A 22,889-nucleotide genomic window follows, 5' to 3' on the forward strand; every position below is an offset into this window, starting at 1 on the left:
GAGATCTACTAATCTTTTCCCGCTTTAAATAAAAATTCCTTTTCTTCTGCAGATAGACTATCGTAACCACTTTTACTTATTTTGTCTAAAATGGCATCTATTTGCTTTTGCTTATTCAGGGCATTAAATTCTTTTTTAGCCACATCGGCTGTTTTCTTGACTTCAGATTTATAAACCGTTCTCATTCTAACCTTTCGTTTAGGTTTTGAACTGAACAGATTCTCGAAATAATCCATAATCCCCTGAAAGCTCAAACCAATGTCATTGCCCTTCTGAAGTTGTTTTGCATAGACATAGCCCAAAATAAAACCTCCAATATGCGCTATATTGCCACCTTGATTGGGGCCAAGCAAACCAATAACATCAAAAAAGATAAAAGCGTACATAATGTAAAGTAATTTAACATTAAAGGTAAATATCCTAATTTGAGTGTAAGGTAGATAAATACAAATAAACATCAGTAATGCGCTCACGCCGGCAGAAGCCCCCACCACCGAATTCGTTTTAACCACCATACTTTCAGGAGCCAGATTGTAAAAGGTTAAAAATGCCAATCCGCCGGTAACAATTCCCATAAAAAAGACACTTAGTACAATTTTTTCATTTAATAAATTAAGCAAGATTCTGGCAAAATAAAACAGCATCAGCATGTTAAACAACACATGAAATAGGCCTGCATGTAAAAAACCGTAAGTGATAATTGACCAAGGCTGCAATAAAAAATCAAAAAAATCGGAAGGCAATGCAAACCAGTCTTTAATAAAAGTAAGTTTGGCTACCCCTAATAGAAGTGTGATTATAAATATAACCGCATTAACTACGATGATTTTTTCAAGCGCATTAAGATTAGAATACTTGTATTTTAAGTCGTTTATCGTTTTCATCTTTTAATTCCACCTGTATTTATCAAACTGATTTTTTTTCCAAAACCACATGATTAACGCCCCAATAACCGCACCACCAACGTGTGCCAAATAGGCGGTATTACTCGGACTAAAAAACGATTGTCCAGTAAATGCCGAAACAATATCTAAAATAATAATACCGGGTATAAAATACTTGGCCTTAATAGGAATTGGCAAAAATATCAGCATCAACTCTGCATTGGGATTCATAATACCAAAAGCTGCCAATACCCCCATAATACAACCTGAGGCACCAACCATTGAAGTTCTGTGAATGTTATATAATTCTCTTAATTGCGATAATTGAACTTGAGTAATTTCCTTATCTATATCCCTCAATGCAAGTATTTCATGGATTTCAGATTGTAGTAACCCAGATTGAATTAATTCTGTTTCTATTGGAAAATATTGAAAATAATAGAAACCCAACTGAAACAATACAGCACCCAAACCAGCCGATATATATAGAAATAAAAATTTCTTAGAACCCAATCGCTGTTCAACTGCTGTTCCAAACATCCATAAAGCAAACATATTAAATAAAATATGTGCTATACTAAATTCTTTGGCATCAAGGCTAGCACCACCATGCATAAACATATGGGTAATAATTTGCCAGGGCTGAAACAGACTGTTTTCAGGAAAATACAAGGCGAACCAACGGTAAAATAATTCGCCGTTACCCACAAACATGGTTCCTAAAAACATAATGATGTTGATAATCAATAAATGTTTAACAGTATCTGTAATACCTATTCTCATTTAAATAAATTTTTTGTCAAGTTTACCGGTTTCAATAGTAATAAAAGTTGGTTTGTTATCTGGAGACACCGACGGTTCTTTGCAAGCAAATAAACTATTTAATAAATGCTCCTGCTCTTCTCTGCTTAGTTGTTGACCGCGTTTTACCGCTAAACTCTTCGCCATAGATTTGGCCAATAAATCGGTAGTACTAAAATTGGCTTCGGGAACTTCATTTTCTATATCGCTTATGAGCTGCTCAAAAATGATAGGGATTTCGCTGTCGGACACATTAAATGGCACTCCAGAAATTTCGATAGTTTCGTTACCAAAACTTTCAAAAATAAATCCGCTTTGCTCTAATTCGGTTTTTAAAGATTTTAAATTTTCTATATCGCTACTTGAAAAGTACAACTTTAAAGGAAACAGCAATTGCTGACTCACAGCTGATTTTACAGTCATATTTTTCAAAAAAGATTCATATAAAATCCGCTGGTGCGCCCTATATTGATCTACGACCAACAAACCTGATTTTAAAGAACTCACTAAATACTTATGCTGTAATTGAAAAACGGCACTAGCTGGAGTTTCTTCAGAATTTTGAAATAATTGTTGCTTTACAGCTTCACTTTCAAATTCCATTTCATTAGGTAATTCAATTGAAGGTGCAGGTTGTGTATCAACATATAAACTTTCCCACTGGGTAACATTTTGTCTTTGAACAGATGATTTATAACCTGAATCTTTAAAAGGATTGTAATTTCTATCCACCTGAATGGCTGGTGCAACAGCTTGTCTGTCTTTATAACTATAGGGTGTGTCTAAATTGGTATCACTGTCAAAATCTAAAACCGGGGCCACATTAAACTGACCCAAGCTATGTTTAACGGCCGAACGAATTATGGCGTACAAAGTGTGCTCGTCTTCAAACTTAATCTCGGTTTTGGTGGGATGAATATTGATATCAATACTATGCGGATCTACTTCAAGATTCAGGAAATAACTAGGGTAATAACCTTCCTTAAGCAAACCTTCAAAAGCAGCACTCACAGCATGATTTAAATAGCCACTTTTGATAAATCGATTGTTTACAAAAAAGAACTGTTCTGATTTGGTTTTACGCGAATATTCGGGTTTTGCCACAAAACCTGTTATTTTCACAATCTCAGTATCTTCGGAAACGGGCACCAATTTATCGTTTATCTTGGAACCAAACACATTGACGATGCGCTGGCGATAATTACTTTTGGGTAAATTAAACAATTCGCTTCCGTTGTGGTACAGTATAAATTCAACAGAAGGATGCGCCAATGCTATGCGATGAAATTCATCAACAATATGCCTGAGTTCTACTGTATGAGACTTTAAAAAATTGCGTCTCGCCGGAATATTAAAAAACAAGTTCTTTACCGAAATGGATGTGCCTTGTGGCGTCACCACCACTTCCTGAGATTTTACTTCGCTACCTTCAATAACAATGGCAGTACCAAGATCGTTGTATTCTAATTTTGTTTTGAGTTCCACATGAGCGATGGCGGCAATACTGGCAAGTGCCTCGCCACGAAAGCCTTTGGTTTGTAATTGAAATAAGTCATCGGCCGATTTGATTTTTGAAGTGGCATGGCGTTCAAAACACAATCTGGCATCGGTTTCGCTCATACCCTTGCCGTTATCAATCACCTGAATTTGGGTTTTTCCTGCTTCCTTAACTATAAGTTTGATACTGGTAGCATTTGCGTCTATGGCGTTTTCAACCAATTCCTTAACCACCGAAGCAGGCCTTTGTACAACTTCTCCGGCCGCAATTTGGTTAGCTACATGATCGGGTAACAATTGTATAATATCTGCCATTAACGCTGCTTTACAAATATTGATAAATCAAAATCAATGATGTACATAAAGATTAGTACCAAAATTGCAACAATTAATAAAACCCGCTTATTGGCCTTTTTATCGGGGTTGGTTTTATAATCGGTTAATGCATTTACAAAACGTTGCTTAACTCCAATACTCTTATGATCGTTAACTCTAAATTCGCTAAACTTTCGTTTGACCTCATAAGGGCTTCCTTCGCCTTTATAGAAGCGAGGTTTGTAGTTATAACTTTTATTTTTTAGAGGTTTAAAATAACGCATAGTCATCTGAAATATTAGACAGCACATACATCAAAATTAATACCACTACTAATAAAATGAGTAATAATGTTAATCTTGACATCTTAAAAGTTTTGTGCCGGTTGCCTTGTCTTTCGCGCAGCCATTTGTCTTCAAAACTTTCCTTTTGAGAATCTTTACTGCCGTCTTGAAAACGCGGTTTATAATTAAATCGCTTGTATTTTTGTTGTTTTAACACCAAATTTTGCTGAATACATCTGCATACGAAATTACTTAAAAACTAAGTAAAAGGTGAATGAATACTCTTAAATATTTGAAAAATTAAGCCCTTAAATTAAGCTTTCATTCTCAAATCTGCCATTTGTACGGCAGCTACCGCAGCTTCTACGCCTTTATTGCCGTGTTTACCACCGCTACGATCGATAGACTGTTGTTTATTATTATCGGTTAAGACACAAAAAATAACGGGGGTTTCGCGGTTAACGTTCAAGTCTTTAATGCCCTGTGCTACCGCATCGCAAACAAAATCAAAATGCTTGGTTTCACCTTGAATAACGCTGCCAATAGCAATTACGGCATTGACCATTTGCTCTTGCATTTTTTTGCAACCATAAATAAGTTCGAAACTTCCGGGAACTTCCCACTTAATAATGTTAACCGGTTTAACACCTAGATCTAAAAGTGTATCGAAAGCGCCTTTGTACAAAGACGATGTAATATCTTCATTCCATTGCGACACCACAATACCAACACGAAACTTTTCGCCGTTTGGCAATAAAGCTTTGTTATAACCCGATAAATTAGTTCCTTCGGTAGCCATAGAATTTAGGCTGTTAAAGTTTTGCCTTGGCTTTGGCTATGAACACATCAATATTAGCGGCCTCGGTTGAAGTGGAAAACTCAGTTTTAATACGTTCAAAAAACTTAAGCGCCTTATCGTTTTTATCTAAGCTCAACGCCAGCTTTCCTGCCTTTGACAAATATAATGGTGTTGTAAAATCGTTAGTTGAAGCGGCGATGGCTTTTTCGTAGTACTCCAATGCTTCCTCGGGCTGATTAATTTGCACAAATGCATCACCAATAGCACCTTTTGCAATTGGGTTAAGCATTAAATCGTCACTCTTAAATTTAGTAAGGTATTTGATAGCATTTGGATAGTCTTTCAAATTTAGATAAGACATACCGGCATAATAATTTGCCAAATTTGCAGCAGGGGTCCCACTGTACTCTTCTACAATGTCAAGCATTCCAAATTTTCCTTCACCACCACTTAGAGCCATATTGAATAAAGAATCCCTTTCAACACCATTAACGGCCTGATCAAAATACTGTTGCGCCTTAAACATCTCGTTCATAGCTTCTTCTTGCTTAGGCTCTAAAATATATTTTTGATAACCCAGGTAACCCAAAATTATAACAGCAACCGCTGCGACAAAACCAAAGATATAATTCTGGTTTTTTGCAACCCATTCCTCAGTTTTTGATGCCGACTCGTCTAATGTATTAAAAACTTCAGCCGTAGTTGATTGCTCCTCAATGGCTTCGTTCTTTTCTTTTTGTGTTTTTGGTTTGTATCCTCTTTTCTTATAAGTTGCCATATATTCTCATTTTCTGCGCCGCAAAAATATAATTTTTATTGGTATTTAAAAGCTTATTTATTTGTTATTTTGCAAAGCACTTGCCCTATATAGGCTAAATTAGTTTCTAGATAAAAATTGCTCAATCTTATTTAATGATTTTAAAATCGTTATCCTTACTAAATTACAAGAATTTTGAAAGCGAATCTTACCGATTCGACAGTAAAATTAATTGCTTTGTTGGTGCTAACGGACAAGGTAAAACAAATATTTTGGATGCTATTTTTCATCTGGCTTTTGGCAAAAGTTATTTCAATCCAATTACCACCCAAAATATTAAGCACGGTGAATCTTTTTTTGTGATTGATGGTGTTTTTGATAAGCATCAACAGGAAGAAAAAATTGTGGTATCCTTCAAAAAAGGGCAGAAAAAAGTTATCAAACGCAACGATAAAATTTACGACAAATTCAGCGACCATATTGGTTTTGTGCCTTTGGTAATAATTTCTCCGGCAGACCGCGACCTGATTATTGAAGGCAGCGACACCAGACGAAAATTTATAGACACGGTGATTTCGCAAAGCAATAAAACCTATCTGCAAAACCTTATTAATTACAACAAAGTTTTGGCGCAGCGCAACGCCTTACTAAAGTATTTTGCAGCTAATAATACATTTAACGCCGATAATTTAAGTATTTACAACGAACAACTCAACGGCTATGGGCAGCAAATTCACCAGGTAAGAAAAGAATTTCTTGAAATTTTTATTCCAATTTTCAAAAATCGTTATGAAGTGATCAGTGATAACAAAGAATCAATTGACATTCAATATAAAAGCGATTTATTTGAAGGAGATTTTTTAAGCTTGCTTAAAACCAATCTTGCAAAAGACAAAATTTTACAATACACCGGTGTTGGCGTCCATAAAGACGATTTGAATTTTGAAATAGACACACATCCTATTAAAAAATTCGGTAGTCAAGGCCAACAAAAATCGTTTTTAATTGCCTTAAAATTAGCTGAATTTGATTTTATCAAACAGCAAAGTCATGTCGCACCACTACTCTTATTAGATGACATTTTTGATAAATTAGACGAGAACCGCGTAGCACAAATTATCAAACTGGTAAACGATGAACATTTCGGACAAATATTTTTAAGCGATACCCATGCTGATAGAACCGAAGCAGTCGTTAAACAAATTCATCAGAGTTATAAAATATTTAAATTATGAAAAACTTTTTAGTATTAGCTTTGGTTGCAACCTTATTTTCATGTAGCCAAAATCCGAAAAAAATGCTCACTCACCTTAACGGCTATTGGGAAATTAGTAAAGCACAAATGCATGACGGACTGGAAAAAGAGTATAATTTTAATGCATCTATAGACTATATCATGGTGAACGATAGCTTAAAAGGTTTTAGAAAAAAACTCATTCCCAATATCGATGGCAGCTACACCATGTCTCAAGACGCCGAGGCTGTTCAAATAAAAATTGAAAACGATAGTTTAAATTTATATTACAAAACACAAATGTCAACCTGGAAAGAAACAGTGTTAAAAGCCACTGAAGACGAACTAATGATTATAAACTCCAGAAAAGATGTGTATCTTTATAAGCGTTATCAACCTCTTGATTTAGATTTATGAGCAAGCGTGAAAACGAACATTTACCAATATCTCAACTGTTAAAAACCTTTGTAAAAGACAACAAACTGGAAGCCGGTTTAGACCAGGTTGAAGTGCGTGAAGCATGGGCCCAACTTATGGGCAATGGCGTTGTTAACTATACCGAATCCGTAAATCTTCAAGGCCATAAGCTACATATAAAATTAACTTCAAGTGTATTAAGAGAAGAACTGAGCTATGGAAAAGAGAAAATCATAGCAATGCTCAATGAGCATTTAGGTAAAGTATTAATCAAGGAAATTTATTTGAAGTAACCTAAAGATGTCTTTTAAAACTATTGTTTTTCTTACCTTTTTACCCTTACAACTCATGTCGCAAACTCAAATTTTTAAATTTTCAAGTGATTTCAAAACTACAGATTGGATTATTGTTAACGACGGTGTGATGGGTGGCATTTCAACCAGTACCATAAAACTAACAAATGAACAAAATGGTATTTTTAGTGGTACGGTAAAATTAGAAAATAATGGCGGTTTTGCCTCTGTGCGACATTCAGTAAAAAACACTAACGTTTCCAAACATTCAAAATTTATATTAAAAGTTAAAGGCGATGGTAAGGTCTATCAATTTAGATGTAAATCGAATTTATACGACAGGCATAGTTATGTATATGAATTTAAAACAACCGGCGAATGGCAGGAAATTGAGATACCATTTTCTGAAATGTACCCAAGGTTTCGAGGAAATCGCTTAGATATACCTAACTATAAAGGTGAATCATTGGAAGAAATTGCTTTTTTAATTGGCAATAAAAAACCCGAAACTTTTCAACTCATCATAGATTACATAGTTTTACAATGAAATTATTTAAATTTTTACTATCACTCATAGCAGTGATTGCTGTTTTTTACGCTTTGAACAATAAATTTGGTGACGTTCCACCGTTAGGACATTTTTTAAGTCCGCAAACCGGCTTCTGGCAAAACGAAGAAAGTGACTTACCTGCTGAAACCTTAAGCATTGAGGGCTTACTGGATGAAGTGAAGGTTTATTATGACGATGACCTGATTCCGCATGTATTCGCTCAAAATGATGCCGATTTATATACAGCGCAAGGATATATTACCGCCCAACACCGTCTTTGGCAAATGGAATTTCAAACCCATGCTGCAGCCGGTAGACTCTCTGAGATTATAGGTGAAAAAGCACTTAATTTTGATCGTACTCAACGACGAAAAGGTATGGTTTATGGTGCAGAACAAGCCTTAGCTAAAATGGCACAAGATCCCGAAACCATGTCATTGATTGATGCCTATACTAATGGCGTTAACAACTATATTAATTCTTTAAACCCTTCAAAATATCCCGTTGAGTACAAGTTGTTAGATTACAAGCCTGAGCTTTGGACACCTACTAAAACAGCTTTATTGCTAATGTATATGACAGATATGCTGGCAGCGCGAGACTATGATTTAGAATTTACCAACACTTTAAGAAAATTTGGAAAACAAAATTTCGATTTTTTATTTCCTGATTTTTTTGATGTCAACGACCCTATTATTCCAAAAGAACGGGACTGGAGTGATATTAACCCTGTAAAGGTTGAAGTGCCTTTTTCAGAATTACCAAAAGATGCCATTGCCAATACTTTTGAAAAACCCGATCCCAACAACGGTAGTAATAATTGGGCTGTTAGTGCCGCAAAATCGGTATCAGGAAATCCCATCTTAGCTAACGATCCGCATCTAAGCCTCAATATCCCATCTATATGGTATGTTATGCAATTGGCTACATCTGAGCGCAATACTTATGGTGCTACGCTTCCGGGCGCATTAGGTATAGTTATTGGTTTCAATAACGATATTGCTTGGGGCGCTACCAATGCTACAAGAGATGTAAAAGATTGGTACAAAATAACATTTAAAGATAGTACTCGACAATCGTATTTACACGATAACCAATGGAAACAAGTAACCTACAGAACCGAAATTATCAAACAAAGAAATGCCGATAGCTATATTGACTCCGTTGCTTATACGCATCATGGCCCCGTAAGTTACGACAGCAGTTTTAACACTAATAATGAACTTGTTGGTTATGCCATGCAATGGACCGCACACATTGGTGGGAATAATCAACGTACACTTTTAGAACTTAATAAGTCCAAAAATTATAACGATTACAAAGAGGCCATTAAACATTTTGTGGCTCCGGCGCAAAATTTCGCTTTCGTTTCGCGTGAGGGTGATATTGCACTATGGATACAAGGACAATTTCCAAATAAATGGGAAGGTCAAGGAAAGTTCCTGATGGACGGTAGCAATCCGGAGCACGATTGGCAGGGATTTATTCCTCAAGAACACAACGCTCATATCTTAAACCCTGAACGCGGCTTCATAAGTTCGGCCAATCAACATCCCGTAGATAAGAGTTATCCTTACTATGTCTTTAACGACGGTTACGAGGCCTACCGAAATAGAATTATAAATGACTTTTTAAGAAGTAAAGAAAAATTTGATATTGAAGACTTCAAAAATCTTCAAAACAATAACTTTAGCCTAAAAGCTTCCGAAGCATTGCCTACCATGCTAAATTATATTGACCCGAACAAACTATCTGCGGAGCAGAAGCGCATATTTGATGAAATTTCAAATTGGAACTACCTAAACAACACCAACGAAGTTGGAACCAGTATTTTTGAGACCTGGTTTAGCAAATTATACGAATTAATGTGGGATGAATTTGACAGCGAAGCGCAAGCCCTTAAAAAGCCCTTTACATACCAAACTATTTATATTTTAAATAACTATCCCGACCATGAATTTATGGACATTGTTGACACACCGCAGAAAGAAACTGCCAAAGAACTGGTGCATCAATCATTTATAGAAACTGTCAATACCATCACAGATTGGCAAAATAAAAACGGTAGCTACAACTGGGAGCGTTACAAAGCCACCTATGTAGGACACTTACTTCAAGGTCTGCCGGCCTTTAGCAGATTTAATTTACCTATTGGCGGTAATGGTGATAACGTGAATGCTACTAAGAAAAATCACGGTCCGTCGTGGAAAATGATTGTTGAAATGAGTAATCCTCCAAAGGCATTTGGAATCTATCCGGGAGGGCAATCGGGTAATCCGGGCAGTAAATATTACGACAACTTAATTGATGACTGGGCGGCAGGAAACTATAGAAAAATTATTTTTATGCAATTTCCAAATGAGCCGGAGCAACCTATGAATAGCCAAACGTTAAAACCAAAAAACTAAATGATGAAATCAATTCATAAAAATTTTATCGCCACTCTAATTTTAGGTCTTTTATTTAGCTTCTTTTTACCTTGGTGGAATGTAATGGTTGCTGCTTTTGTTGCCGGTATCCTGTTTCCGTTGAAAAAGTGGCTTGCTTTTTTTACTCCATTTTTGGCTATCTTTATCCTTTGGAGTTTTCAAACAAGCATTATTAGTGCAAGTAATGATTTTATTTTAGCCAAAAAAATAGCACAACTACTCTATGTAAACAATACTATTTTACTGATAATTTTAACCGGAATTATTGGAGGTTTAGCCGCAGGCTTAGCCGGCGTTTACGGTAAACAATTTCTGAATATTTTGAAAAACCAACCTCAATAATTATGAAACAAATCTTTCGCTTTGGCTTATACCTTTTTATTGTCAGCATAGTATCTAGTTGTGCCGTAAAAAAACAAAATATAAAGGAAGCTACTTCCAATTTTAATCAGCAACAACGCTCAATGATTTTAAATGCTGATGGTGATAAACCCATGCGTGTATTTAAAATCAATAATGTGAAAGATTCGCTGTTGTTGAGACAAAAAAGTGAAGACGTTGTTATTACCAAAGGTGATACTATTTTAAAACATTTCACCAACAGATTGTATGCCACCGTTAGAGATAGCATTTCGTTAGGTGTTGGCATTGCGGCACCACAAGTCGGCATATTAAAAAATATTATTTGGGTACAGCGTTTTGATAAAGAAGAATTTCCTTTTGAGGTTTATCTAAATCCTAAAATTGTGCAATATTCTCAAAAAAAGCAAACCCGCGCCGAAGGATGCCTATCTATTCCTAACAGAAGAGAAACGCTTAATTGCAGAGCTTATGCTATTTTATTAGAATACGATACTTTAGATGGTGAACACAAAACCGAAATGGTTGAAGATTTTACAGCCATTATTTTTCAGCATGAAGTTGATCATCTCAATGGTGTTTTGTATATTGATTTAATGGATAAATTTTAAAAAATTTAAATTGAATCAACACAAGGCTTAAACCTTATGCATTAAAAGTTATAAAATAAACAACCCATTTTAATCGATGCCCCAAACAACAGTCATTTCATTTTTTAAATACAGAGGCTTTGCCAACAAATGGAATGCTTTTGTGAGAATGGGACGTCCGGCTCTGTTAAATCAAACCATTGAAGGTCTAACTTTTTGGAAAGCGCTTGGCAGTGGCAGTGGTAACGGATTTTCAATCTGGCCTGATTTTTCGGTGTTTGGTTTGTTAACGGTGTTTAATTCTGAAGAAGCCGCTGATCAGTTTGTAAACTCGAACATCCTTAAAACATACACCAATACAGCTGAAAGATCTAGTCATATTTATATGCATAACATCAAGGCTCACGGCCAATGGAGCCAACAAGAACCATTTATTGCCACAGCAAAATACGACGAACAAAAACCCATGGCAGTGATTACCCGAGCCACCATAAAACCCAAACTGGCTTACAAATTCTGGAAGCATGTACCGTCAGTCTCCAATTCGATGGATGGTTATGACGGACTCATTTTTACCAAAGGCATTGGCGAATGGCCTATTTTAATGCAGGCTACTTTTTCACTTTGGAAGCAAGGTTCGCAGATGATGGCATACGCCTACCAAAACCCCAAACACGCCGAAATGGTTAAAAAAACGCGCGAGTTAGGCTGGTATTCAGAAGAGATGTTTTCGCGATTTCACCCGTTTAAGATTGAAGGCGATTTGATTGATTACCGCATTTAGGAATTGCTTACCACTTCTGCATACAAATCAAAATCCTCGGCAGCTGATATTTTTACCGTAGCAAACTCCCCGGTTTTTAAATAGGTATCGGCAGCATTGATTAAGACTTCGTTGTCTACATCTGGGGAATCAAATTCCGTGCGACCCACAAAATAATTGCCTTCCTTTCGGTCAATGACTACCTTAAAAATTTTACCAATTTTTGATTGATTGAGTTCCCATGAAATTTGAGATTGCAACTCCATGATTTCGTTGGCGCGCTGTTGTTTTACTTCTTCAGGAACATCATCTACCAAATTAAAAGCATGCGTATTTTCTTCGTGGCTGTAGGTAAAACATCCCAACCGCTCAAAGCGCATCTCTTTTACCCATTGTTTCAGCTCTTGAAAATGCGCCTCGGTTTCACCGGGATAACCTACGATTAAAGTAGTTCTAATAGTCATACCGGGTACGTGTTCTCTAAATTTACGCAATAAATTAGTGGTTTTCTCTTTAGTGGTACCACGACGCATACTTTTTAGGATATCATCAGAAATATGTTGTAAAGGAATGTCTAAATAATTACAAATTTTAGGTTCGCGATTCATCACATCTAACACATCCATAGGAAATCCTGTTGGAAAAGCGTAATGCAATCGTATCCATTCAATACCATCTACTTTTACCAAAGCTTCAAGGAGTTCGGCCAAATTGCGCTTTTTATATAAATCGAGTCCGTAGTAGGTTAAATCCTGTGCAATTAAAACCAGTTCCTTTACGCCCTTGGCTGCTAATTTTTCGGCTTCACTCACCAAATCTTCAATCGGGGTAGATTTATGCTTTCCGCGCATTAATGGTATGGCGCAAAAGCTGCAAGGTCTGTCGCAACCTTCGGCAATTTTTAAATAGGCGTAATTTTTGGGTGTTGTGGTTAGTCGTTCACCTATTAACTCATGTTTGTAATCGGCACCCAAAGCTTTCAATAATGATGGTAATTCGGTTGTGCCAAAATACTGGTCAACGTTAGGAATTTCCTTTTGTAAATCGGGCTTGTAACGTTCGCTTAAACAACCTGTAACAAATACTTTATCGACTTCGCCGGCTTCCTTTTTTTGCATAAATTCCAAGATGGTATTGATGCTTTCCTCTTTGGCATTATTAATAAATCCACAGGTATTAATCACCACAATATTGCCTTCTTCTTCATGCACAACATCCTTGCCACTAGCTTTTAATTGCCCCATAAGCACCTCGCTGTCGTAAACATTTTTACTACAGCCCAGTGTGACTACATTAATTCTATTCTTTTTTAACGATTTAGTACGCATACCATCAATTTGAAGTTGCAAAGATACAACCAATGTTAAACCTTTTATATATTTTTAAGTCTTATAAAGAAAATTCTACACGGCCATGTCAATCAAATTCAAAATTATACCTTTTTTAATATTGGCTCTTTTCACTTGTTCCTCTGAAGACGACAATCCGCCAACTGTTATCATTCCGGAGGAAGAGATTTATTTTCCGCCTATTAATTCGGATGTATGGGAAACCAAAAGCATCGCAGAATTAGGATGGAATAACAACGAATTACAACCACTACTCGATTTTTTAGAAGAAAAAAACACGAAAAGTTTCATGGTTCTACACAACGGAAAAATAGTGATTGAATCGTACTTTAATAACCATACAGCAACTTCGCCTTGGTATTGGGCCAGTGCCGGAAAAACGCTTACCACGGCCATTACCGGTATTGCCGAAAGAGAAGGATTTATCAACATCAACAACAAAGTATCTGATTACATAGGAACCGGTTGGACCAGCGCACCCTTAGAAAAAGAAAATTTAATTACCTGCAAAAACTTACTGTCCATGACTTCAGGCTTAAACGACGCCTTAGGCAATAATGTATCGCCTGATAATTTGCAGTACACTGCCGATGCCGGAACGCGTTGGGCGTATCACAATGTTTATAAGAAACTTCAGGATGTTGTTGCACAATCAACAGGTCTATCATGGGACAATTATTTTAATAGCAGGTTAAAAAACAAAATTGGGATGTCCGGCGCCTGGATTGCAAGTGATGATTTTAATGTCTATTGGAGTAATACGCGAAGTATGGCGCGTTTTGGTCTATTAATTTACGCCGATGGTAAATGGGAAAATGATCAAATCATTCCACAAGATTTTTTAAATGATGCGGTGAATACCTCTCAAAATCTCAATCAAGCTTATGGCTATATGTGGTGGTTGAATGGAAAATCGACTTACAGGCTGCCACAAACACAATTTCAGTTTAACGGTTCACTCATACCCAACGCCCCAAATGATATGTATTGTGCTTTGGGCAGAGACGACCAAAAAATATACATTGTACCAAGTAAACAATTGGTTGTGGTTAGAATGGGACAACCTGCAGACGAGGCTAATTTTGCGTTGTCGGGTTTTGATAATGAGTTGTGGTTGCGGATTAATGCGCTTTCAGATTAGAAGTAATTTTTAGGCGATTGACTTTTTCCAATATGCTATCCGAAGTTTTCAACTTAGTACTATTTTGTCTAAGCTATCAACGTACCAAATTACACAACGATAAAAAGAAAGATTAATATTACGGCTTTGCTTAAAGATAACTGGCGGTTTTTTTCGAGAAGCTATGATCTTCCAAGAGTTAGTAATACTTCTTCTGAATTATTAATTACCCTTAACTCTCTCCCACAAATCCCCCAATAATTTTTGAGCATCTCCCCTATTTTTTTCAGTTTCTTTGGCATAGATAATACCTTCTTTCTCGTATAACAGATAAGTAAATGCAAATTCAGGATTTTTTGGATTGTTGTTTAGGAGTCCAAAGCGCAAATCGTTAAAATATAATTGATCTTTCTTTTTAGAGATGGTAAACCATCCATTTTCTGTAATCTTTATAAGTCGTTTTACATTCGGATTTTGAATCCAATCACCCAATAAATGATGATTTTTTGGAAATGAATGAAAGGTAATGGGTTTTGAATCAAACAGGGAATAATCACCGATCAGAAAAGCATCCTCTGTTTCAACATTGGCATACCAAAGAACAGTATTTAAAGGAGCCGGTTTGGTTTGAAGCTGGTTGTATGCAATTTGTTGTTCTTGCAATGCTTCTTCAAATTTTGCGTAGGTTATTCCCTTTAAAATAAGCGTAATTAGAAGATAACTACTGCTCACTGTTAATCCCAAACGGTTATAAAAACGGCGTTTTGGTGAAGTGCGCTTTTGAAACATTGTTAAAATCAAAAACAATAAAAAAGGGAATGTGTAAAGTGGGTCGATCACAAAAATGGTTTTCAAGGCCACCCGGTATTCAAAAGGCCAAAAAAATTGGGTACCCCAGGTGGTGAAACCGTCCAAAATTGGATGGGTAATTAATGCCCAAAAAAACAGCCAGCTCCAATGTTTCCAACTCAGTCCCGATTTTTTTTCAATATTGGAAACCAACCATCCAAAAATGGGTGCAAACACCACCGAAAAGAAAATAGAATGGGTAAAACCTCTGTGTATTTCAATAGCCGTAATGGCGTCTGTTAAAAGGTTGGCTACAATGTCCAAATCAGGAATGGTCCCTGCTATAGCGCCATAAAACATGGCCTTATTGCCTACTTTTTTTCCTAATACAGCTTCTCCAACAGCAGCACCTAAAACGATTTGAGTTAATGAATCCATTTAATGTTCCTAGTTTTTTGACTTTGGGGGTTCTAAATAAAATAGGGCCTTGTAAATTTTTATTTCTGATTTATGCCTTTCTTTAAAATTATTACACCCCTAAAGTCCCCTCAAGGGGACAATTAACGGAAATTGCAAGGCATCTATAGTATTTATGTTAAGTAATAACCATTCGTCGCATGCAACATAGCCACATATTCATCTGAAATTTAATAGGACTTTTTTATTGTTGATATCCGATTTCTCTTTCATCGATATAACAACCAAAATTGAGTAAATTTAATTGAACTTTAATTATAATTTTTAGGTGCAATTCGCTTTTTACTAGCCTGCTCATAAGACTTAGCCCATTTTAACAAGTTCTTTTCCTGATTTGGTCTGGCTATAAAAGTTAAACCTTTTGGTGCGCCATTTTCGGCATAACCCATAGGAACTGTAATTGCGGGATATTCGGCAACCGCAGCATAACCGGCATGGTAATTATTTATTGACAGAAAGCCGTCTAAATTATCGGCATTAAACGGTTGTTCAAAAAACTTTCGGCCATTGGTTTTAAGCGTATCTCTAATGCGTCTTAAATATTGGGTGTCGCCTTTATCGGATACAATTCCTCTGAATAAGGCTTGTCCGTAGGGCATAAAATTAATAGAATCTAGACTATTAAAATTAATCACATCCTGAACGTTAGAAATTTTAACCGACGGATTGGCATAATTACTCATATATGCCGGTAAATCTTTTTTCATATCGAGATTGAGCAATCTTAAAAAGTTAGGCAAACTCGCTTCAGTCTCATCAATTTCCACAATAGTTGCTCCTAATTCTTTCAACTTCTCAACAGCTTCAAGATATAAACTATCTTCCATCAAGCGCTTAACTGCGGCAAAACGTTTTCCTTCCAAAGCATTTTTTTCAAGGTTGCTATAATAAAAACCTTTGGAGTGGTTGGTGCGAATAGCCTTCTTATCGTCTTTATCATAACCATACATGGCATCTAATAAAATAGCGGCGTCGCCTACCGTTTTAGCTATTGGACCGGCAGTATCGAGGGTTTCAGAAATTGGAATGACACCACTTCTACTTACCAAGCCTACAGTAGGTTTTAATCCAACCACAGAATTTTGACTTGAAGGCGATAAAATAGAACCTGAAGTTTCTGAACCAACGGCAGCCGCACAGAAATTGGCAGCTACTGCCACAGCACTGCCTGAGCTAGATCCGCCGGTATCAATCATTTTTCTTCCATACGGATTAAGCGTTTGGCCGCCCAAAGCGCTATAACCACTGGGACAATTGCCACAGAAAAAATAAGCCCATTCACTCAAATTGGCCTTGCCTAAGATGAGTCCGCCAGATTTTTTAATCTGTTGTACCAAAAAAGCATCAGAAGTCCGGTTGTCTCTAAGTGCTACAGCTCCTGCCGTTGTTGACATACCAGAAGCATTAACATTATCCTTCAACAAAATTGGCATACCGTAGATGGCGTGTCTGTTTGGGTTGTATTTTAACTCTTGATCTTTCATTTTAGCTTCTACAATCACCGTAGGATTTATTGAAATCACAGAGTTAAGAGATAAATCGTTTTCTCTGTCAAATTCCCTGATACGATACAAATAAAATTTTGTTAAAAGCTCATATGATAGATTACCCTTGGTAATATGCGATTGTAATGTAAGGATATCCTGATCTAAAACAAGAGGCTTTAAGCGCTCGTAGTCTTCGGCTGTGAAATCGCTCATTGCAGAGTTGATGGGTGTCCAAATATCAAGTCTTGAAATATGCCTTGAGTCTAAAACTTCAAATTCTCTAAATTGCTTGGTAGAAATTGCGCTGATATCAGTACTATCATCTGATTCAGAAACCTCAACATCTAGAGCTTCTTCTTTCTTATTATTGCTATTTTTACATGAACTTAACAAGAAAACAAATACTAATAATATTAATACTTGACTAACACGACTAAAAAAGTTGAAAGCGTTATTGATTTTTAAAGTAGCTAAAGGCATAGGTTTCATTTTTTCTCTAAAATAAGAAAAATGAACATACAGAGCGTAAAACGTATCATTAAAAAGTGGCTGAATTTCTATAAATAATTCAATAATAATTATTTGAAAAATGAATCAACAAATTCAAATTTATTAAATACCTGTAATTGCTCAATACCTTCGCCTACGCCAATATACTTAACAGGAATTTGAAACTGGTCTGAGATACCAATAACCACACCGCCTTTTGCGGTGCCGTCTAGTTTTGTGACTGCAAGCGCATTGACTTCGGTAGCAGCGGTAAAATGTTTAGCTTGCTCAAAGGCATTTTGACCGGTAGAACCATCTAAAACTAATAATACTTCTTGTGGTGCATCGGGGACAACTTTTTGCATCACGCGTTTAATTTTGGTTAGCTCATTCATCAAGTTAACTTTGTTATGAAGTCTTCCTGCCGTATCAATTATAACAACATCGGCATTTTGATTAACGGCACTTTGCAGCGTATCAAACGCCACAGAAGCAGGATCACTACCCATATATTGTTTAACGATTGGTACACCTACTCTATCTGCCCAAATTTGTAATTGGTCAATAGCAGCAGCTCTAAAAGTATCGGCTGCACCAAGAACAACGCTGTAGCCCTGTTTTTTAAATTGATAAGCCAATTTTCCTATGGTAGTTGTTTTACCCACACCGTTGACACCAACCACCATGATTACATAAGGTTTATGCACGCTATTGATACTAAAATCTGTTGCATCACCACTATTGGTTTCAGATAATAAAGCCGCAATTTCTTCTCTTAATATTTGATTGAGTTCTTGCGTACCCAAATATTTATCTCGGGCTACACGAGCTTCGATACGCTCAATTACTTTTAAGGTTGTTTCTACGCCTACATCACTTGTAACCAACACCTCTTCAAGGTTATCGAGAACATCGTCATCAACTTTAGATTTACCCGCGATTGCTTTGTTAAACTTAGAGAAAAAGGAGGATTTCGACTTCTCTAATCCTTGGTCTAACTGTTCTTTTTTATCGGAAGAAAATATTTTTTTAAAGAAACTCATATAGCAATAATTAATTCTAAAGGCCAATTTAGTGCGCTTCAGTTTAAGAAGACAAAATTAGTATTTTTAATAGTTAAAACTAAGCATTAACATACTAAATAAAAAGCAATAAAAAAGCTGTTCCGTAAAACGAAACAGCTTTTAATATTAGGATTATAAAAACTTAGTTACTCTTTAAAAAATCGTCAACTAGTTCCGGAGACATAACAGACTCAACAAATGTATAAGCACCGGTTTTTGGTGACTTAACCATTTTAATAGCTTTGGTTAATCTTTTAGATCCTGTTTGTAAAGTTGCTACTGCTTTCTTTGCCATGATTCAAATGTGTTGAATTTGAAATTTTTACAAATTGTAAAAACTTCTAAATTATTTAATTTCTTTGTGAACAGTCATACGCTTAAGAATTGGATTAAATTTTTTAATCTCCATTCTTTCTGGCGTATTTTTTTTATTTTTTGTAGTGATATATCTTGAAGTTCCCGGTTGACCAGACTCTTTGTGCTCTGTGCACTCTAATATCACCTGTATTCTATTTCCTTTACTTTTCTTTGCCATTGTGACGGTGTTTTAGCGCTTTGTAAATTATTTTAATAAACCGTTAGTTCTAGCTTTTTTTAAAGCAGCTGAAATACCGATTTTATTAATGGTTTTTAATGCCGATGTAGATACTTTTAAAGTAACCCACTTATCTTCTTCGGGAATGTAGAAACGCTTCTTAAATAGGTTAGCCTCAAATCTACGCTTGGTTTTATTCATAGCGTGAGAAACATTGTTTCCAACCATTGCTTTTTTCCCGGTAAGTTCACAAACTTTAGACATTTCTTTCTAACTTTAGGTATGTTATTTTAAAACAGGGTGCAAATTTAGCAAAACTAATTCATTCAACAAACTAAAGTTGTTAGTTTTTTAAAATTTCTTTTAGTAGCATTTCCAGTGCCTTATTAACACCTTTATCTATCACCTTTTCACGATGATTTCCAAAGTTGAAATTTTCAACAATTACTTGGCTTGGGCCTGCTACCGCGATACAAACTTCACCTACCTCAGCTTGCTCATCTCCTTTTTCGGGTCCGGCATTGCCTGTAGTTGCTGCAGCGTAATCTGTTTGAAATAATTGTTTGGCTGCAATTGCCATGGCTTTGGCCACCTCATTACTAACTACGCCATAGGCTTTGATAATTGTTTCATCAACACCTAAAATATTAATTTTAGTTTCGGTGGCGTAACAATTGATGCCACCTTTATAAAACTTAGACGCACCTGAGTGTTTTGTGATGAATTCAGAGATTTTTCCACCGGTAAAGCTTTCGGCTAATGATAATGTTTGCCGGCGCTCCTTTAACTGCGCACCAATGATGGTTTCAATGGTTTCTTCGCCTTCAAAACCCACAAAAATATCTTCTATTTGAGGAATGAGCAGTTCGATTAGCCGTTGCATTTGGTCCTCGATAGCTTTTTTATCCATGCCTTTGGCCGATAGTCTCAATCTAACCTTTCCTAAATTTGGCAGATAGGCCAATTTAAAATTTGAAGGCAAACTATCTTCAAAAGCTTCAATACGATTGGCGATAGCGCTTTCTCCAAGTCCGTAAGTGAGTAAGGTTTTGTGCAGAATATAAGGAAACTTAAAAGTTTTTCTAAGATTTGGTAACACTTCGTTAGTAACTAAAGCTTTCATCTCATAAGGTACACCCGGCAAAGAAATAAAAACCTTCTCTCCTTTTTTAAACCACATTCCGGGAGCCGTACCGTATTTATTCATCATAACCGTGCAAGTTGACGGTACTAAGGCCTGTTTCCTGTTTAAATCTGATATGGGTGTATTGATATATTTTTCGAAAAGCATTTCAACATTAGCCAACACTTCTTTGTTGGTTACCATATGGTCACCAAAAAACTCACAAAGCGTTAATTTGGTAATATCATCTTTGGTTGGACCCAAACCGCCGGTCATAATAATTATATTGGCGTTAGACTCGGCTTCGGCCAAGGCCTTTAAAATTTGTGTTTTATCGTCCTGAACCGAAGTGATTTGATAAACAGAAACCCCAATTTTATTGAGTTCTTTGGCTATGAAGGCTGAATTGGTGTCAATAATCTGCCCAATGAGAATCTCATCGCCAATAGTTATAATTTCGGCTAGCATTACAGATTAAAATCCTGTTTAATTTCTTCGGAAGCGTTGGTAATAGCGTTTAAAACCACTTCTAATTCGGCGGAAACATCCTTATCGATTTGTTCAAATTTACCCCAATCTTGAACGATAATTAATTTATCTAACACGCCCAATTCAAACAAATCAACGGTTGGTTTCATTTTGTGAGCGGCTTGATACGCGTTGTAGAAATCTTTTTCGGCTACTGCTTTTTTGAGTCTTTCGGCGTCTTCAGGCACTTCTTCCAGAAATGCTACGGCTATAGCCATAATGAAATCTTCATCGCCCTCGGCCATTTCTTTAATTCGGTATAATTTATAATTCTGTTCCATTTACTTAACTTTTATAGAAAACATTTCAGTTTCTTCAATAAATCCTTGAAGCACATCGTTGGCCGAAACCTTTCCAACTCCTGCCGGCGTGCCTGTAAAGATAATATCTCCGATTTTTAAAGTGAAATATTTTGATACATATTCTATAATTTCATCAATTTTCCACAACATATAGGTTGTATTTCCCTTTTGAACAACCGCTTCATTCTTTTTCAGACTGAAGTTGATGTTGTTGACATCGGCAAAATTTGACTTTGGCAACCATTTTCCAACCACGGCAGCACCATCAAAAGCTTTGGCTTTTTCCCATGGTAAACCTTTGGCTTTTAATACCGATTGCACATCTCTTGCTGTAAAGTCGATACCCAGACCTATTTCGTCGTAATATTTATGTGCAAATTTTTTATCGATGTGCTTACCTATTTTATGGATTTTAACCAAAATTTCAACTTCGTGATGTACATCGTTTGAAAATTCGGGAATAAAAAAGGGTTGTTTTTTAAGCAAAATTGAAGTATCCGGTTTTAAAAACACCACCGGATCTGTTGGTTTTTCGTTTTGCAACTCGGCGATGTGTTCTGTGTAGTTGCGGCCTATGCAGATTAATTTCATAGTTTTAAAGTAGGTTTTTCATAATAATTGAAACTTGTTGGTTTTAAAACACAAACTTCAGTTAATTTATAAGTTCTAAGGATTTGAACTTGATTTAATGGATCCCATTTTTTATCATTCATTTCTGACTTTCAATTTTAGAATCAAAGTAGATGTTTAAATTTATAGTATTATTTACACCCCTAAAGTCCCCTCAAGGGGACAATTCAAATAACAATAATTCCCTCATCTCGATTTAAAATTCTCTATCTTTTCTCTTTTCTTTGTTCTCTTTTCTATCTTCTCAAATTAACTTGTTATTAAACGCCCTTAGCTTTATTGCTGTCAGTACTTTTTTGGTGTACAGCGGAAAATCGGCATCCAGCAACCATCCAAAATAACCGGGTTCTTTCTCTAATACTTCGTTAACAGTTTTTCCTTTGTGTTTGCCGAAAGAGAAACACTCTTCACCATCTTTGTTGTAAATGATAAAACCGGCAAAATCGGCAAACTGTTTTCTGGAACTGAATTCTGCTAAAAATTTGGTGTCGTTTTGAAGCTCTTCGTATTTCTCGATTTGTGCTAATAAAACCTCGTAAGTAGCTCGAGTATCGGCTTCGGCACTATGGGCATCGTCTAAATTTTTATCGCAATAAAATTTATAGGCCGCGCTTAAGGTGCGTTGTTCCATTTTATGAAAGATGGTTTGTACATCAACCGAAACACGATTTTTCATATCAAAATCAATACCTGCACGCAGCAGTTCTTCGGCTAATAGTGGAATATCAAAACGGTTGGAGTTAAATCCGCCCAAATCGGCATCTTTAATAATGTTGTACACCTCTTTTGCCAATTCTTTAAAAGTTGGTTTATCGGCCACATCAGCATCTGAAATTCCGTGAACCAATGTGACTTCAGCCGGAATGGGAATGGTTGGATTCACTCTCCAGGTATGACTTTCTTCCTTTCCGTTGGGATGTACTTTTAAAATCGAAATTTCAACAATCCTGTCTGTAGTGATGTTAACACCGGTGGTTTCGAGATCGAAAAAGCAAATTGGTTTTGTGAGGTTTAAGGTCATTT

Annotated in this window: 27 protein-coding genes; 9 read left to right on the top strand and 18 right to left on the bottom strand. The window is 36.2% G+C overall.

Annotated features, from left to right (window positions below; translation table 11 throughout):
• Positions 1-8: 8 nt before the first annotated feature.
• The 7 genes from FJ651_RS07430 to FJ651_RS07460 form a co-directional block, all read right to left on the bottom strand.
• A complete protein-coding gene (locus FJ651_RS07430) occupies positions 9-884 on the bottom strand; it encodes a rhomboid family protein (protein ID WP_140989877.1) in 876 nt (291 codons plus the stop codon).
• A gap of 3 nt (positions 885-887) precedes the next feature.
• Positions 888-1,667 carry a rhomboid family intramembrane serine protease gene (locus tag FJ651_RS07435; protein WP_140989878.1) on the bottom strand — a complete coding sequence of 260 codons (780 nt, stop codon included), beginning with the start codon at positions 1,665-1,667 and terminating at the stop codon, positions 888-890.
• Positions 1,668-3,497 carry a DNA mismatch repair endonuclease MutL gene (mutL, locus tag FJ651_RS07440; RefSeq protein WP_140989879.1) on the bottom strand — a complete coding sequence of 610 codons (1,830 nt, stop codon included), beginning with the start codon at positions 3,495-3,497 and terminating at the stop codon, positions 1,668-1,670.
• Positions 3,497-3,781 (bottom strand): riboflavin synthase subunit beta, encoded by a 285-nt coding sequence (locus FJ651_RS07445; RefSeq protein WP_140989880.1) that lies wholly within the window; start codon positions 3,779-3,781, stop codon positions 3,497-3,499. Before FJ651_RS07445 ends, mutL begins: the two co-directional genes overlap by 1 nt.
• Positions 3,768-3,998 (bottom strand): hypothetical protein, encoded by a 231-nt coding sequence (locus FJ651_RS07450; protein WP_140989881.1) that lies wholly within the window; start codon positions 3,996-3,998, stop codon positions 3,768-3,770. The genes FJ651_RS07445 and FJ651_RS07450 overlap by 14 nt, the downstream gene beginning before the upstream one ends.
• Positions 3,999-4,094: 96 nt before the next feature.
• The gene (gene ribH, locus FJ651_RS07455) at positions 4,095-4,580 is read right to left on the bottom strand and encodes a 6,7-dimethyl-8-ribityllumazine synthase (protein WP_140989882.1); all 486 of its coding nucleotides are present in this window, start codon (positions 4,578-4,580) and stop codon (positions 4,095-4,097) included.
• 13 nt (positions 4,581-4,593) lie between these two features.
• Positions 4,594-5,358, bottom strand: a complete 765-nt coding sequence (locus tag FJ651_RS07460; RefSeq protein ID WP_140989883.1) for a tetratricopeptide repeat protein — start codon at positions 5,356-5,358, stop codon at positions 4,594-4,596.
• A gap of 134 nt (positions 5,359-5,492) precedes the next feature.
• Here FJ651_RS07460 and recF point away from each other — a divergent pair, with 134 nt between their 5' ends.
• The 8 genes from recF (at position 5,493) to FJ651_RS07500 (ending at position 11,994) form a co-directional block, all read left to right on the top strand.
• On the top strand, positions 5,493-6,572 hold the full coding sequence (recF, locus tag FJ651_RS07465) for a DNA replication/repair protein RecF (protein WP_140989884.1): 1,080 nt from the start codon (positions 5,493-5,495) through the stop codon (positions 6,570-6,572).
• Entirely contained in the window at positions 6,569-6,988 is a 420-nt protein-coding gene (locus FJ651_RS07470) for a hypothetical protein (protein ID WP_140989885.1), read from the top strand. The genes recF and FJ651_RS07470 overlap by 4 nt, the downstream gene beginning before the upstream one ends.
• Positions 6,985-7,281, top strand: a complete 297-nt coding sequence (locus tag FJ651_RS07475; protein WP_140989886.1) for a DUF721 domain-containing protein — start codon at positions 6,985-6,987, stop codon at positions 7,279-7,281. Before FJ651_RS07470 ends, FJ651_RS07475 begins: the two co-directional genes overlap by 4 nt.
• Positions 7,282-7,288: 7 nt before the next feature.
• Positions 7,289-7,828, top strand: a complete 540-nt coding sequence (locus tag FJ651_RS07480; protein WP_140989887.1) for a CIA30 family protein — start codon at positions 7,289-7,291, stop codon at positions 7,826-7,828.
• Complete coding sequence (locus tag FJ651_RS07485; RefSeq protein WP_140989888.1) at positions 7,825-10,239, top strand: penicillin acylase family protein; 2,415 nt, start codon at positions 7,825-7,827, stop codon at positions 10,237-10,239. The genes FJ651_RS07480 and FJ651_RS07485 overlap by 4 nt, the downstream gene beginning before the upstream one ends.
• On the top strand, positions 10,240-10,602 hold the full coding sequence (locus FJ651_RS07490; protein WP_140989889.1) for a hypothetical protein: 363 nt from the start codon (positions 10,240-10,242) through the stop codon (positions 10,600-10,602).
• 2 nt (positions 10,603-10,604) lie between these two features.
• Positions 10,605-11,231, top strand: coding sequence for a peptide deformylase (def, locus tag FJ651_RS07495; protein WP_140989890.1), 627 nt, complete (start codon positions 10,605-10,607; stop codon positions 11,229-11,231).
• A 76-nt stretch (positions 11,232-11,307) separates the two neighbouring features.
• A complete protein-coding gene (locus FJ651_RS07500; protein WP_140989891.1) occupies positions 11,308-11,994 on the top strand; it encodes a hypothetical protein in 687 nt (228 codons plus the stop codon).
• Here FJ651_RS07500 and rimO read toward each other — a convergent pair.
• Entirely contained in the window at positions 11,991-13,301 is a 1,311-nt protein-coding gene (gene rimO / locus FJ651_RS07505) for a 30S ribosomal protein S12 methylthiotransferase RimO (protein ID WP_140989892.1), read from the bottom strand. The genes FJ651_RS07500 and rimO overlap by 4 nt on opposite strands.
• A gap of 85 nt (positions 13,302-13,386) precedes the next feature.
• Between rimO and FJ651_RS07510 the strand changes: the two genes are divergently transcribed.
• Positions 13,387-14,463 carry a serine hydrolase domain-containing protein gene (locus tag FJ651_RS07510; protein WP_140989893.1) on the top strand — a complete coding sequence of 359 codons (1,077 nt, stop codon included), beginning with the start codon at positions 13,387-13,389 and terminating at the stop codon, positions 14,461-14,463.
• A gap of 201 nt (positions 14,464-14,664) precedes the next feature.
• Here the strand turns inward: FJ651_RS07510 and FJ651_RS07515 are convergent, their stop codons facing one another.
• The 10 genes from FJ651_RS07515 to FJ651_RS07560 form a co-directional block, all read right to left on the bottom strand.
• On the bottom strand, positions 14,665-15,669 hold the full coding sequence (locus tag FJ651_RS07515; RefSeq protein WP_140989894.1) for a metal-dependent hydrolase: 1,005 nt from the start codon (positions 15,667-15,669) through the stop codon (positions 14,665-14,667).
• 290 nt (positions 15,670-15,959) lie between these two features.
• Positions 15,960-17,675 (bottom strand): amidase family protein, encoded by a 1,716-nt coding sequence (locus FJ651_RS07520; protein WP_140989895.1) that lies wholly within the window; start codon positions 17,673-17,675, stop codon positions 15,960-15,962.
• Positions 17,676-17,773: 98 nt separating this feature from the next.
• Positions 17,774-18,727: a signal recognition particle-docking protein FtsY gene (ftsY, locus tag FJ651_RS07525; protein WP_140989896.1), complete on the bottom strand. Its 954-nt coding sequence runs from the start codon at positions 18,725-18,727 to the stop codon at positions 17,774-17,776.
• Positions 18,728-18,890: 163 nt separating this feature from the next.
• The gene (locus tag FJ651_RS07530; protein ID WP_140989897.1) at positions 18,891-19,043 is read right to left on the bottom strand and encodes a DUF4295 domain-containing protein; all 153 of its coding nucleotides are present in this window, start codon (positions 19,041-19,043) and stop codon (positions 18,891-18,893) included.
• Positions 19,044-19,094: 51 nt separating this feature from the next.
• A complete protein-coding gene (gene rpmG, locus FJ651_RS07535; protein WP_140989898.1) occupies positions 19,095-19,283 on the bottom strand; it encodes a 50S ribosomal protein L33 in 189 nt (62 codons plus the stop codon).
• Positions 19,284-19,310: 27 nt separating this feature from the next.
• A complete protein-coding gene (rpmB, locus tag FJ651_RS07540; RefSeq protein ID WP_140989899.1) occupies positions 19,311-19,547 on the bottom strand; it encodes a 50S ribosomal protein L28 in 237 nt (78 codons plus the stop codon).
• 79 nt (positions 19,548-19,626) lie between these two features.
• A complete protein-coding gene (locus tag FJ651_RS07545; protein ID WP_140989900.1) occupies positions 19,627-20,874 on the bottom strand; it encodes a competence/damage-inducible protein A in 1,248 nt (415 codons plus the stop codon).
• Entirely contained in the window at positions 20,874-21,215 is a 342-nt protein-coding gene (locus FJ651_RS07550) for an Hpt domain-containing protein (protein WP_140989901.1), read from the bottom strand. The genes FJ651_RS07545 and FJ651_RS07550 overlap by 1 nt, the downstream gene beginning before the upstream one ends.
• A complete protein-coding gene (locus tag FJ651_RS07555) occupies positions 21,216-21,827 on the bottom strand; it encodes a fumarylacetoacetate hydrolase family protein (RefSeq protein WP_140989902.1) in 612 nt (203 codons plus the stop codon).
• A gap of 283 nt (positions 21,828-22,110) precedes the next feature.
• Positions 22,111-22,887, bottom strand: a complete 777-nt coding sequence (locus FJ651_RS07560) for a 3'-5' exonuclease (protein ID WP_140989903.1) — start codon at positions 22,885-22,887, stop codon at positions 22,111-22,113.
• Positions 22,888-22,889 lie beyond the last annotated feature (2 nt).

The sequence above is a fragment of the Paucihalobacter ruber genome (genome assembly GCF_006494535.1).
GTDB classification, from domain to species: domain Bacteria; phylum Bacteroidota; class Bacteroidia; order Flavobacteriales; family Flavobacteriaceae; genus Paucihalobacter; species Paucihalobacter ruber.